Origin of the sequence: Streptomyces sp. CA-210063, from assembly GCF_024612015.1 — a bacterium.
GTDB lineage: Bacteria > Actinomycetota > Actinomycetes > Streptomycetales > Streptomycetaceae > Streptomyces.
The window spans coordinates 8579603-8592488 of the sequence record NZ_CP102512.1; the positions used below are offsets into that span (position 1 = coordinate 8579603).

A 12886-nucleotide genomic window follows, 5' to 3' on the forward strand; every position below is an offset into this window, starting at 1 on the left:
GAGGCCGGGGCGCGCGGCATAGAACGGCATCGGTGGAGGGGCTCGACAACAACGCGCCCTGAAGAGGCGCGGGGAACCGCGCGATCAACCACGGACCACGCGCGGACTCACGACGGCCTCAGCCACCCCCAAGGGGCGCGGGGAACCGCGCGACCGGCCGGCGACGACCCGCAGACACACGACCGGCCATCCCCGGTGGCGCTCAACGGTGCCCCGGCGGAGCCCCTGGCGATGCCGTAGACCCCCGAACCACCAGCTCCACGGGAATGTCCCCCTCCGCCGGCGTACGTCCCTCCAGAACCGCCAGCAGGGCCTCCATGCCCCGTTCCCCGAACAGCTCCGCGTCCAGCCGCACGGTCGTCAGCTCGGGATCGAGTGCCGTGGCCAGCGCGAGATCGTCCAGCCCGGTCACCGAGACGTCCTCCGGCACGCGCAGCCCCAGCCGCCGTAGGGCCTTGTACGCCCCGGCCGCCAGTTTGTCGTCGTCGCAGACCAGCGCGGTCGGCCGGGCGCCGGCTTCGGTCAGCGCTGCCTCCGCCGCGGCCAGCGCCCCGTCGATGGAGATGGGCGCGGCGGCTGTCCGCAGGGATGTGCCCGGCATCGAACCCACCCGCGCGGCCAGCTCCCGCGCGCGCACGTCGAAGGTCCAGGAGGGCACGTCCGCGGCCAGATGCAGAAAGTGGCGGTGTCCCAGTCCGAGCAGATGGTCGGCGACCTGGCGTACCCCGTCCTGGATGTCGAGGTTGACGGTGGCGGCCCCCAGGCTGCCGTCCGGGTCGCTGTCCAGCATCACCAGCGGTAGCTGGTCGCCCCGGATCGCGGTGAGCGCGTCCGCGGCCATCGACGAGGCGATCACGCCGTCCAGGGCGGCCTGGGCGGAGGCGAAGGGGTCGCGGGCGGGGCCGATGCCCTCCGGGGAGGGATAGAGGACCACGCCGAAACCGTGCTCGGCGGCGACGCGGGCCGCGCCCGTGTACACGCCCGCGAAGAACTCGGTCGTGAGGGCAGGGACCACGAGCAGGACGGTCCGGGTGCGGCCGAGGCGGAGGTTGCGGGCGGCGAGATTGGGTCGGTAGCCGAGTTCTCGTGCGGCTTCCCGTACGCGTTCGGCCGTGGTCTCCGAGACGCGGCCGCGCCATTTGTCGCCGAGGACCAGGGAGACCGCGGCCTGGGAGACCCCGGCGGCCCGGGCGACGTCGCGGCTCGTGGGTCGCGTCCTACCTGGTGCCACCGTCGGCCTGCTCTTTCGTCTGGACTCGCGGACAGGGCACATGGTACGTATGACGGGGCACGTTATACGTAACACTTCGCTCGTCGAGAGCCCATCGAGAGGCAGGACATGGCCGCCGGATATCTCGAGATCCTCAGGGCGCGGTACGCCGCGCGCCTGCTCGCCGGAACGCTGGTGGGCCGGCTGCCGAACGCCACTGCCGCGATCGCCGTCGTGCTCTTCGTGCGTGCGGAGGGCGGCACGTACAGCCTCGCGGGGGCGCTGGCCGCCGTGTACGGGGTCGCGAACGCGGTGGGGCAGCCGCTGCTGGGGCGGCTGGTGGATCTGTACGGGCAGCCGCGGGTGCAGTTGCCGGCGGCGCTCGTCTCGGCTCTCGGGATGACCGCGTTCGCGTTCGTGGGCCTCGATCCGCTGCCGGTGGCGTATGTCTCGATGGTGGTCGCCGGGTTCTTCACGCCGCCGCTGGAGGGCGGTCTGCGGGCGCTGTGGTCGAACGTCCTCCGCAAGGAGGAGCAGGTGCACACGGCGTACGCGATGGACGCGGTGGCGCAGGAGGTCATGTTCACGGTCGGGCCGCTGCTGGTGACGCTGTGTGTGTCGCTGTGGTCGGCGCAGGCGGCGCTGATCGTGCTGAACGTCATCGGGGTGCTCGGCGCGCTCTGGGTGGTGGTGTCGCCGCCCTCGCGCGCCTGGCGCTCCGCGCCGCGCGAGGCGCACTGGCTCGGCGCGTTGCGCTCGCCCGGGCTCCTGGCGCTGCTGGGCGCGTTCCTGTTCGTCGGGATCGCGCTGGGCTCGATCACGGTGGCCTCCGTGTCGTACGCGGACGGGCACGGTGGGGACGCCGTGTACGGATGGCTGATGGCGGGTGTCGGTTTCGGGGCGCTGGTCGGTGGGACGGCGTACGGGGCGCGGCGGTGGGGTGGTGCGCCGGAGCGGCGGCTTCAGGTGCTGGTGGCGTTGCTGGCGGTGTGTTACGTGCCGTTGACGCTGATGCCGGGTCCGGTGGCGATGACGGCGCTCACGGCGCTCGCCGGTGTGTTCCTGGCGCCCGCTCTCGCATGTGCGTTCGTGCTGGTCGACAGGCATGCGCCGCGTGGCACGGTGACCGAGGCGTTCTCGTGGATCGTGACGACGTTCACGGTGGGCGCGTCGGTCGGAACGGGTGTCGCGGGTCCTGTCGTGGAGTGGGGTGGAACGCTGTGGGGCTTCGTCGTTCCGGGGGCCGCGGGGGCCGTGTCGTTGCTGGTTCTGCTGGCCACCGGGCGGGTTCTCGCTGTTCCTTCCGAGGGTGCGGTGGTTGCGGTCTCATCGGAAAATGATCCAAACCGTGCTGTCGAACCCCGTTTCAGCTCGGTGGATCGGGCGTAATGTTCAGTCATGGACCGCCGCATTTTCGGGCTGGAGAACGAGTACGGCGTCACGTGCACGTTCAGGGGACAGCGCCGTCTGTCTCCTGACGAGGTGGCTCGGTACCTCTTCCGCCGTGTCGTGTCATGGGGCCGCAGCAGCAATGTGTTTCTGCGGAACGGGGCCCGCCTCTATCTCGACGTGGGCTCACATCCGGAATACGCGACACCCGAATGTGACAACGTGACCGAACTGGTCACTCACGACAAGGCCGGCGAGCGCATTCTCGAAGGACTGCTGGTCGACGCCGAACGCCGCCTGCACGAGGAGGGAATCGCGGGCGACGTCTACCTCTTCAAGAACAACACGGACTCGGCGGGCAACTCATACGGTTGCCATGAGAACTATCTGGTGGCCCGGCACGGGGAGTTCTCCCGGCTCGCGGACATCCTGATTCCGTTCCTCGTCACCCGGCAGCTGCTGTGCGGCGCGGGCAAGGTGCTGCAGACCCCGCGTGGTGCGGTGTACTGCGTGAGCCAGCGCGCGGAGCACATCTGGGAGGGCGTCAGCTCGGCGACCACCCGCTCCCGGCCGATCATCAACACCCGCGACGAGCCGCACGCGGACGCCGAGCGGTACCGCCGTCTCCACGTCATCGTGGGCGACTCGAACATGTCCGAGACGACCATGCTGCTCAAGGTCGGTGCCACCGACCTGGTGCTGCGCATGATCGAGGCGGGCACGGTCATGCGCGACCTCACCCTGGAGAACCCGATCCGGGCGATCCGCGAGGTCAGCCATGACATCACCGGCCGCCGCAAGGTGCGGCTGGCCAGCGGCCGTGAGGCCTCCGCGCTGGAGGTGCAGCGCGAGTACTACGAGAAGGCCGTGGACTTCGTCGAGCGCCGCGGCATCCGTACGGGCACCGTCGAGCAGGTCCTGGAGCTGTGGGGCCGCACGCTGGACGCGATCGAGGCCGAGGACCTCGACCGGATCGGCACCGAAATCGACTGGGTGATGAAGTACAAGCTCATCGAGCGGTACCGCGCCAAGCACAACATGACCATGTCGCATCCGCGGGTCGCGCAGATAGACCTCGCGTATCACGACATCCACCGCCGTCGTGGTCTGTACTACCTCCTGGAGAGGAAAGGGCAAGCCGCCCGTATCTGCAATGACTTGAAGATCTTCGAGGGCAAGTCGGTTCCGCCCCAGACCACTCGGGCCCGGCTGCGCGGGGACTTCATCCGGCGCGCCCAGGAACAGCGTCGTGATTTCACGGTCGACTGGGTGCATCTCAAGCTCAACGACCAGGCGCAACGCACCGTGTTGTGCAAGGACCCGTTCCGTTCCGTCGACGACCGGGTGGAGAAGCTGATCGCGGGAATGTGACCTCCGGTTGAGGAAACCGGCCGTGGGCCCCGTACGTTCTCGTACGGGGCCCGTCGCACGCCCTAGAGTGGCGGGCGACCAGAGTGCCGTCTGAGATCTGAGGAACACGTGCGCCGAATTGCCGGCCTTCTCGTCGTGCCGCTGCTGCTGCTCTCCGCAGCGGCCTGCGGCAGCGACGACGACAAGGGCTCCGACTCCACCTCCACGAAGAACGGAGTGCCCGCGATCACCGAGGGCGCCGAGTTCGGGAAGAAGCCGACCCTCGCGAAGGGGGAGGGTGACCCGCCGAAAGAGTTGAAGGCCGAGGTCATCAGCGAGGGCGACGGCGCGAAGCTGAAGAAGGGTGACGTCGCCGAGGTGAACTACCTCGGCCAGGAGTACGACGAGTCGGAGCCCTTCGACAACAGCTTCGACAAGAAGCAGACGTTCCCGGTCACTCTGGGGGCGGGTGGTGTCATCCAGGGCTGGGAGCAGGGCCTGGAGGGCCAGAAGATCGGCAGCCGGGTGGAGCTGGTGATCCCCCCGGAGCTGGGGTACGGGGCGCAGGGCCAGGGCGACATCAAGGCGAACGCCACGCTGGTCTTCGTCGTGGACATCGTGAAGGGCACGTCGATCCCCGCCTCGGCGAAGGGTACGGAGGTCGCGCAGGACAACATCGACCTGCCGAAGGTCGGCACGAACGCCGACGGCAAGGCGCCCACGGTGACGATGCCGAAGGACAGTGACCCACCGACGAAGCTCGTCTCGAACTACGTCCTGGAGAGCGACGGCGCCGTCGTGAAGGACACGGACAGTGTGGTCGTGAACTATGTCGCCCTGCTCTGGGAGGGCGGCAAGAAGTTCGACAGTACGTACGACACGGGTAAGACGGTGACGTTCCCGCTGGACCAGCTGACGCTGAAGGGCCTGAAGGACGGTCTGGTGGGGAAGAAGGCCGGTAGCCGGGTGCTTCTCGTCGTGCCGCCCGACCAGGCCTTCGGCGACAAGGAGCAGCAGGGCATCCCGAAGAACTCCACGTTGGTCTTCGCTGTCGACATTCTGGCCGTGGTGTAAGACTGGGCAGGTTGCCCATCAGTCATCGCGCATGACGTTCGTACGACATAGGAGCCAGTGCAGTGAGTATCGAAAAGCCCGAGATCGACTTCCCCGGTGGCGAGCCCCCGAAGGACCTTGAGATCAAGGACATCTGGGTGGGCGACGGCGCGGAGGCCAAGGCGGGCGACACCGTCCTGGTGCACTACGTGGGCGTGGCCTTCTCCACCGGTGAGGAGTTCGACGCGTCCTGGAACCGCGGCACGCCGCTGGAGTTCCGGCTCGGCGTCGGCCAGGTCATCGCCGGCTGGGACCAGGGCGTGCAGGGCATGAAGGTCGGCGGCCGTCGTCAGCTGATCATCCCGGCGCACCTCGCGTACGGCGACCGCGGTGCCGGCGGCCGTATCGGCCCCGGCGAGACGCTGATCTTCGTCTGCGACCTGGTCAAGGTCTGATCGACTGGTCAAGGTCTGATCGACCGGAGTGGGGTCTGATCGTCGTACCGGTCGACTGTCTGGTCGTCGTACCGGATGGTTGTCCGGTCGACCGATCCGCTTGATCGTCGGTCCATGTGGGTCTGGGATCCGACCGGACTCGATCACCTGGGGTCCATGCCTGTCCGGGCATGGGCCCTCGGCTTTTGCCGCGACGCTTCGTAGCGGTACGGTCGTGCCGCAGAAGCACCCATAGGAAGGGCGTCGATGGCCATTGCCAAGGCCGAGCGGCTGATGAACCTGGCGCTGTGTCTGCTGGGGACGCGCCGGCCGCTCAGCAAGCGCGAGCTGCGGGATTCCATCGAGGCGTACGTCGAGGCCGTCAGGCCGGAAAACGGTGCGGCCGGCTCCGACGACTCCTTCAACCGCATGTTCGAGCGCGACAAGGACGATCTGCGCGAACTCGGCCTGGTCATCGAGACGGTGGAGAACCTCGACGGCGAGGTCGGCTATCTGGCCCGCCGCGACAGCAACAGCCTCCCGCCCATCACCCTCGACGCCGAGGAGGCCGCAGCCCTCGGACTCGCCGCGAAGGTCTGGCAGCAGGCCCGCCTCGCCGGTGCCGCGAGCGGCGCCCTGCAGAAGCTGCGCGCGGCCGGGCTGCCCGAGGACGTCGACCCGTACGAGCCCCATGGGGCCCTGGAGCCGCGTATCCCGGTGCACGAGGCCGCCTTCGAGCCGCTGATGCTGGCCTGCCGCGACCGCCGCCCGGTCGTGTTCGAGTATCGCAAGGCCACCGCCGCCCGCCCCGAGCCCCGGCATGTGGAGCCGTGGGCGCTGGAGTGCTGGCGCGGCCACTGGTACCTCGCCGGCTGGGACCGCGACCGGGGCGCCGAGCGCGTCTTCCGGCTCTCGCGGATCACCGGCAAGGTCCGCAGCCGGGGCGGCGCCTTCACCGTCGAGGTGCCGGACGTCGTCACCGTCCGGGAGACGGTCGCGAGCTGGGCGGGGGAGACCGCCGACCGCTCCGCGCTGATCCGGCTGCGTACGGGCGCCGGCTACCCGCTGCGCGCGAAGGCCTCCGCCGCACGGGAACTCGGCGACGGCTGGGACGAGTTGGAGATTCCGTACGGGCACGGTCTGGACGCCTGGCTGGTCGAGTTCGGGCCCGACGTGGTGGTCCTGGAGCCCGCCGAGCTGCGGGCCGACGTGGTGGACCGGCTGCGTGCCGTGGCCAAGGGTTGAGGGGGACGTAAGAACGTGGTGGGAAAACCGGCGCGGCCGGGGAACGCCATCGACCAGACCCGGCGGATGCTCTCCCTGGTGACGTATCTGCGGGAGCGGCCCGGCGCCCGGATCGAGGACGTCGCCCGCGCCTTCGGGATCACCGAGGACGAACTGGTCTCGGACCTCGATGTGCTGCCCATGTGCGGGACCAGCTTCCGCGGCGGTGATCTGCTCGACATCGACACCGACGGTGAGCGCATCTGGTGGCACAACCCGGCCGCCCTCGGCGCGGAGGCCGCAGAGCCGCTGCGGCTGGCCGCCGACGAGGCCACCGCCCTGCTGGTGGCCGCCCGCGCGGTCGCCACGCTGCCCGGGCTGCGGGAGAGCGACCGGCAGGCCCTGCTGCGGGCCACCGCCAAGGTCGAGACCGCGGCCGGGGAGGCGGCGGGCGCCAGCTCCCGCCTGTCGGTCACCTTCGAGGCCGAGGGCGGGGTCTTCGCCGACGTCGACCGGGCCATCTCGGAGCGGCGGCGGCTGTGGATCCGCTACTACTCGCCCGCCCGCGACGAGGTCACCGAACGCGAGATCGACCCGATCCGTCTGGTCAGCGTCGGCCACACCTATGTCGAGGCCTGGTGCCGCCGCTCCGAGGCCCGCCGTACCTTCCGGCTGGACCGGGTCGCCGAGATCAAGATCCTCGACGAGCCGTCCGCGCCGCCCGAGATCGAGCTGCGGGACCTGTCGGAGGCGCTGGTGCAGCCCGCCGCCGAGGACCCCGAGGTCGTCGTCGAGGTCGGCCCCGGCGGGCGCTGGGTCGCCGAGTACTACCCGCACGACAGCGCCGAGGAGCTGCCGGACGGCGGGCTGCGCATCAGTCTGCGCACCCCCGAGCCCGCCTCGCTGCGGCGCCTGGCGCTGCGGCTCGGGCGCGACGGACGGATCGTCTCCCCGCAGGACCTCGCCGACAGCGCCCGCCGGGCGGCCCGCGAGGCACTGGCGGCCTACGACGAGACCGTGACGACGAGACCGTGACGACGGCGTACGACCGGAAAAGGGAGATGCGAGGGCTGTGAGCGGCGGGTCGGTTGTGTCGGGTGTGAAGGCCGGCGTGAAGTCCGGTGTGCAGGAGATCCAGGAGATGACCGTGGCGGTCGCCTTCGCGGGCATGAAGAGGGCCGTCGACGTGGTGTTCAGAGCCGGCTGCCCCGACTGCCGGGCCAACGTCGAGCTGGGCGCGAGCGCGCTGCGCCTGGCCATCGGCGCCACCAGCAAGACCACCTTCTACTCCTTCACCTGCCCCGAGTGCGGCATCGCCGTCCGCAAGCCGGCCGGCGAACGGATCATCGAGCTGCTGACCGGGGGCGGGGTGCGGACCCTGCGGCTGCATTCGGCGGGCTAGGGTCGGCGCCATGTTCTGGGCGATGTTCGCGGTAGCCATGGGTTTCATGGGGCTCGTCGTGCTCGGCGTGCTCGCCGTGCGGGTCTTTCTGGAGGCTCAGCGGCTGGGCGCGCAGGTCACGGAGTCGGCGCGGCGGATCAACCGGGCGGCGGAGGACCTGGAGCGGGCGACGGCGAGCGCGGCCCGCTCTGTGGACACTCTGTGAGTTGCGACCGAGGCCCCTGTGAGTTGGCAGCCGGGTGCGTTTTGCGCCACTTCGCCCTGTCACCTTCTCACCTTCGGCAGGTACGCTGCCTGTCGCGGCGCGGAGAACGAGGCCCGGGTCGCGAATCGGGAGTACGCACAGGGATTGCCTGACATTCACCCCTGAGCGTTACGATCGCTGCCAACACGATCGTTCGGACACTTGTCCGACCGGTCGGACGGCCCCCACCCGCCGCCTCGGTGAAGAAGGAAGACAGCTATGGGTAACCTCGGCCCCACCGAGATCATTCTGATCCTCGTCGTCATCATCCTGCTGTTCGGTGCGAAGAAGCTTCCGGACATGGCGCGCTCGCTGGGCAAGTCCGCCCGCATCCTCAAGAGCGAGGCCAAGGCCATGAAGTCCGACGGTCAGGACGACACCACCGCGGCGGCCGCGCCTCCGCACCAGAACAGCGAGGCCGCGGCGCAGCGCACCATCCAGGCCGCTCCCGGCGATGTGACCAGCTCCCGCCCGGTCGCCGAGCCGACGGACACGACCAAGCGCTGACGCAAGGCCGGACAAGACTTCCGGCCTGCCGCACGAGATGAGGACGTGGGTTGCTCAAGTCTGCCCGCAAAACGGAGAAGGACAAGGATCCGGAGGGGCGGATGCCCCTCGCGGAGCACCTGCGCGAGCTGCGAAACCGCCTTGTCAAGAGCCTGCTGGCGATCGTCGTCACGACGGTCATCGCGATCATGTTCTACAAGGACATCATCCAGTTCTTCACGGATCCCATTCTCGAAGCGGTGGGATGCCAATACAGCTTCGCCGAACTGGCGAAGGACAGTAGTCAGACCAGTTGCGCGCGCATCGTGCAGAACGGCCTGCTGAGCCCGTTCACACTGGCCCTCACGGTTGCGCTGTCATCGGGCGTGGTGCTCGCCGCCCCGGTCTGGCTGTACCAGCTCTGGGCGTTCGTCGCGCCCGGTCTGCACCGGAACGAGAAGAAGTACAGCCTCGGCTTCGTGGCGGCGGGCTTCCCTCTGTTCCTCATGGGCTCGTACTTCGCCTACTGGTCGTTGCCCAAGATGGCGTCGGTCATGCTGCAGTTCTCGATCATCGGAAGCGACAACCAGCTTCCCCTCGATGATCTGCTGAACCTGATCATGCGGATGATCGTCGTCTTCGGCCTCTCCTTCGAGCTGCCCCTGTTGCTCGTGATGCTGAACTTCGGAGGCGTCCTCTCCGGCAAGAAGATGGCCGGCTGGTGGCGGGCGATGATCCTGGGCATCACGCTGTTCGCGGCGATCGCCACCCCCAGTACCGACCCCATCTCCATGATGGCGCTGGCGGGCCCGATCTGGGTCCTGTACTTCTGCGCGTGTGCCGTCGCGCTGATCAACGACAGGCGCCGGGCCCGCGTCGAGGCCATGAAGCCGAGCGACGACGAGGCGTCCGAGCTGGACCTCACCCCCGACGAGGTCGAGGAGGTCGAGGCCGTCTCGGCGAGCCGGGCACTGCCCGCGCCGTCGCCGGCGCCGGAGATCGAACGCGACCGGGTCAACGGCTACGACGACGTCACCTGACCCGAGGAAGACACCTCGCAGGCCGCCACACGGCCGGGGCGCCCACACGGCGCACCCGGCCGTTCGCGCGTCCTGGCGCGACATCACGCCCCGTGCCTCGTGCGCCGCCGTGGGCGCCGGACCACGACCGTATCCAGGCCCGAGGCCCTGAACTGCGGTGATCCTGTGCCGCCCAGGCACCGATCCGGATAATGATCGTCCTGTTGTCAGTGGGGGCCGGTAGTCTCGAAAGCACGATGACAGAGGACCTCTCACCGGCCGAGCGGTACGCGGCAGCCCGCAAGCGCGCTGCCGAGCAGGCCACCGCACTCGCCTCCTTCCGCGAGATGTACGACTTCGGTCTCGACCCCTTCCAGATCGAGGCCTGCCAGGCGCTGGAGGCGGGCAAGGGCGTCCTGGTGGCCGCCCCCACCGGCTCGGGCAAGACGATCGTCGGCGAGTTCGCCGTCCACCTCGCCCTCCAACAGGGCAAGAAGTGCTTCTACACGACACCCATCAAGGCGCTGTCCAACCAGAAGTACGCCGACCTGTGCCGCCGCTACGGCGCCGACAAGGTCGGCCTGCTCACCGGCGACAACAGCGTCAACTCCGACGCCCCCGTGGTCGTGATGACCACCGAGGTGCTGCGGAACATGCTGTACGCGGGCTCCCAGACGCTCCTGGGCCTCGGCCACGTGGTCATGGACGAGGTGCACTACCTCTCCGACCGCTTCCGCGGCGCCGTCTGGGAAGAGGTGATCATCCACCTCCCCGAGTCGGTCACCCTCGTCTCGCTGTCGGCCACCGTGTCGAACGCGGAGGAGTTCGGCGACTGGCTGGACACCGTGCGCGGCGACACCCAGGTGATCGTCTCGGAGCACCGGCCCGTGCCGCTGTTCCAGCATGTGCTCGCCGGACGGCGGATGTACGACCTCTTCGAGGAGGGCGAGGGCAGCAAGAAGGCCGTCAACCCCGACCTCACGCGCATGGCGCGCATGGAGGCCAGCCGCCCCTCGTTCCAGGACCGCAGACGTGGCCGGGCCATGCGCGAGGCCGACCGTGAGCGCGAGCGCAGACAGCGCTCGAGGATCTGGATCCCGAGCCGCCCCGAAGTCATCGAACGGCTCGACTCCGAAGGCCTGCTGCCCGCCATCACCTTCATCTTCAGCCGCGCCGCCTGCGAGGCCGCCGTCCAGCAGTGCCTGTACGCGGGGCTCCGGCTGAACGACGACGACGCCCGGCTCAGAGTGCGCGCCCTGGTCGAGGAGCGCACGGCGTCGATCCCGCACGAGGACCTCCATGTCCTCGGCTACTACGAGTGGCTGGAAGGCCTGGAGCGCGGTATCGCGGCCCACCACGCGGGCATGCTGCCGACCTTCAAGGAAGTCGTCGAGGAACTCTTCGTACGCGGCCTGGTCAAGGCCGTGTTCGCCACCGAGACCCTCGCCCTCGGCATCAACATGCCCGCCCGCTCGGTCGTGTTGGAGAAGCTCGTCAAGTGGAACGGCGAGCAGCACGCCGACATCACACCGGGTGAGTACACGCAGCTGACCGGCCGTGCCGGGCGGCGCGGCATCGACGTCGAGGGCCACGCGGTCGTGCTCTGGCAGCGCGGCCTGAACCCCGACCACCTGGCCGGGCTCGCGGGCACCCGTACGTATCCGCTGCGCTCCAGCTTCAAGCCGTCGTACAACATGGCGGTCAACCTGGTCGAGCAGTTCGGCAGGCACCGCTCGCGCGAGCTGCTGGAGACGTCCTTCGCGCAGTTCCAGGCCGACAAGTCGGTCGTCGGGATCTCCCGGCAGGTGCAGCGCAACGAGGAGGGTCTGGAGGGCTACCAGGAGTCCATGACCTGCCACCTCGGGGACTTCGAGGAGTACGCGCGCCTCAGGCGGGAGCTGAAGGACCGCGAGACCGAGCTGGCGAAGCAGGGCGCGGCCCAGCGGCGGGCCGAGGCGGCCGTCGCCCTGGAGAAGCTGAAGCCGGGCGATGTCATCCATGTCCCCACGGGCAAGTACGCGGGGCTGGCGCTGGTGTTGGACCCCGGGCTGCCCGCCGGGCGGTCCAACGGCCACCGCGGGTTCGAGCAGCACGACGGGCCGCGGCCGCTGGTGCTGACCGCCGAGCGGCAGGTCAAGCGGCTGGCGTCGATGGACTTCCCGGTGCCTGTCGAAGCGCTGGAGCGGATGCGGATTCCGAAGTCCTTCAATCCGCGTTCGCCGCAGTCGCGGCGGGATCTGGCGTCCGCGCTCCGCACCAAGGCCGGGCATCTCGTGCCCGACCGGCACCGCAAGCGGCGGGCCGCGGCCGCGGACGACCGCGAGATCGCCCGGCTGCGTGCCGAGTTGCGGGCGCATCCGTGCCATGGGTGCACCGACCGTGAGGATCACGCGCGTTGGGCCGAGCGGTACTACCGTCTCAAGCGGGACACCGCGCAGTTGGAGCGGCGTATCGAGGGGCGGACGAACACGATCGCGCGGACCTTCGACCGCATCGTCGCCCTGCTGACCGAGCTGGACTACCTGCGGGGCGACGACGTCACCGAGCACGGGAAGCGGCTGGCGCGGCTGTACGGCGAGCTGGATCTGCTGGCGAGTGAGTGTCTGCGGGCGGGCGTGTGGGAGGGGCTCGGGCCTGCGGAGCTGGCCGCGTGTGTTTCGGCGCTGGTCTACGAGGCGCGCGTCAGCGATGACGCGATGGCGCCGAAGCTGCCGTCCGGGAACGCCAAGGCCGCGCTGGGGGAGATGGTGCGGATCTGGGGGCGGCTGGATGCGCTGGAGGAGGAGTTCCGGATCACGCAGAGCGAAGGGGTTGGGCAGCGGGAGCCGGACCTTGGGTTCGCCTGGGCCGCGTATATGTGGGCCTCGGGGAAGGGGCTGGACGAGGTGCTGCGGGAGGTGGAGATGCCGGCCGGGGACTTTGTGCGGTGGTGCAAGCAGGTGATTGACGTGCTGGGGCAGATCTCGGCGGCGGCGCCCTCCGGGTCGACCGTGGGGAAGAGTGCGCGTAAGGCTGTTGATGGGCTGTTGAGGGGGGTTGTGGCTTACTCCTCGGTGGGGTGAGTGTCTGCCGCCC

The 12886-nt window shown here is 69.4% G+C and carries 12 protein-coding genes; 11 read left to right on the forward strand and 1 reads right to left on the reverse strand.

Going from position 1 to position 12886, the window contains the following annotated elements; all coding sequences use genetic code 11:
* Positions 1-202 precede the first annotated feature (202 nt).
* Positions 203-1231, reverse strand: coding sequence for a LacI family DNA-binding transcriptional regulator (locus JIX56_RS37510; protein ID WP_257547319.1), 1029 nt, complete (start codon positions 1229-1231; stop codon positions 203-205).
* 108 nt (positions 1232-1339) lie between these two features.
* Between JIX56_RS37510 and JIX56_RS37515 the strand changes: the two genes are divergently transcribed.
* The 11 genes from JIX56_RS37515 to JIX56_RS37565 all read left to right on the forward strand — a co-directional run bounded on the left by JIX56_RS37515 (position 1340) and on the right by JIX56_RS37565 (position 12873).
* A complete protein-coding gene (locus JIX56_RS37515) occupies positions 1340-2599 on the forward strand; it encodes an MFS transporter (protein WP_257547320.1) in 1260 nt (419 codons plus the stop codon).
* A 9-nt stretch (positions 2600-2608) separates the two neighbouring features.
* Positions 2609-3970 (forward strand): Pup--protein ligase, encoded by a 1362-nt coding sequence (pafA, locus tag JIX56_RS37520; protein ID WP_033531667.1) that lies wholly within the window; start codon positions 2609-2611, stop codon positions 3968-3970.
* A 108-nt stretch (positions 3971-4078) separates the two neighbouring features.
* A complete protein-coding gene (locus tag JIX56_RS37525) occupies positions 4079-5023 on the forward strand; it encodes an FKBP-type peptidyl-prolyl cis-trans isomerase (RefSeq protein WP_257547321.1) in 945 nt (314 codons plus the stop codon).
* A 62-nt stretch (positions 5024-5085) separates the two neighbouring features.
* Complete coding sequence (locus JIX56_RS37530) at positions 5086-5457, forward strand: FKBP-type peptidyl-prolyl cis-trans isomerase (protein ID WP_257547322.1); 372 nt, start codon at positions 5086-5088, stop codon at positions 5455-5457.
* Positions 5458-5703: 246 nt separating this feature from the next.
* Positions 5704-6681, forward strand: a complete 978-nt coding sequence (locus JIX56_RS37535) for a helix-turn-helix transcriptional regulator (RefSeq protein WP_257547324.1) — start codon at positions 5704-5706, stop codon at positions 6679-6681.
* Between the two features lie 15 nt (positions 6682-6696).
* Positions 6697-7695, forward strand: coding sequence for a helix-turn-helix transcriptional regulator (locus tag JIX56_RS37540; protein WP_257547325.1), 999 nt, complete (start codon positions 6697-6699; stop codon positions 7693-7695).
* A 106-nt stretch (positions 7696-7801) separates the two neighbouring features.
* Positions 7802-8062: a hypothetical protein gene (locus JIX56_RS37545; protein ID WP_257551332.1), complete on the forward strand. Its 261-nt coding sequence runs from the start codon at positions 7802-7804 to the stop codon at positions 8060-8062.
* A gap of 10 nt (positions 8063-8072) precedes the next feature.
* Complete coding sequence (locus JIX56_RS37550; protein ID WP_257547326.1) at positions 8073-8267, forward strand: hypothetical protein; 195 nt, start codon at positions 8073-8075, stop codon at positions 8265-8267.
* Between the two features lie 258 nt (positions 8268-8525).
* On the forward strand, positions 8526-8813 hold the full coding sequence (gene tatA / locus JIX56_RS37555; RefSeq protein WP_257547327.1) for a Sec-independent protein translocase subunit TatA: 288 nt from the start codon (positions 8526-8528) through the stop codon (positions 8811-8813).
* Positions 8814-8863: 50 nt separating this feature from the next.
* Positions 8864-9832 (forward strand): twin-arginine translocase subunit TatC, encoded by a 969-nt coding sequence (tatC, locus tag JIX56_RS37560; protein WP_257547329.1) that lies wholly within the window; start codon positions 8864-8866, stop codon positions 9830-9832.
* 191 nt (positions 9833-10023) lie between these two features.
* Positions 10024-12873 carry a DEAD/DEAH box helicase gene (locus JIX56_RS37565; RefSeq protein ID WP_257547331.1) on the forward strand — a complete coding sequence of 950 codons (2850 nt, stop codon included), beginning with the start codon at positions 10024-10026 and terminating at the stop codon, positions 12871-12873.
* The last annotated feature ends 13 nt before the right edge of the window (positions 12874-12886 follow it).

Bases quoted from the DNA above. Each gene is read 5' to 3' on its own strand.
- pafA (WP_033531667.1), top strand. From the start codon at position 2,609: ATGGACCGCCGCATTTTCGGGCTGGAGAACGAGTACGGCGTCACGTGC.
- JIX56_RS37515 (WP_257547320.1), top strand. From the start codon at position 1,340: ATGGCCGCCGGATATCTCGAGATCCTCAGGGCGCGGTACGCCGCGCGC.
- JIX56_RS37545 (WP_257551332.1), top strand. From the start codon at position 7,802: ATGACCGTGGCGGTCGCCTTCGCGGGCATGAAGAGGGCCGTCGACGTG.
- JIX56_RS37565 (WP_257547331.1), top strand. From the start codon at position 10,024: ATGATCGTCCTGTTGTCAGTGGGGGCCGGTAGTCTCGAAAGCACGATG.
- tatA (WP_257547327.1), top strand. From the start codon at position 8,526: ATGGGTAACCTCGGCCCCACCGAGATCATTCTGATCCTCGTCGTCATC.
- JIX56_RS37535 (WP_257547324.1), top strand. From the start codon at position 5,704: ATGGCCATTGCCAAGGCCGAGCGGCTGATGAACCTGGCGCTGTGTCTG.
- JIX56_RS37550 (WP_257547326.1), top strand. From the start codon at position 8,073: ATGTTCTGGGCGATGTTCGCGGTAGCCATGGGTTTCATGGGGCTCGTC.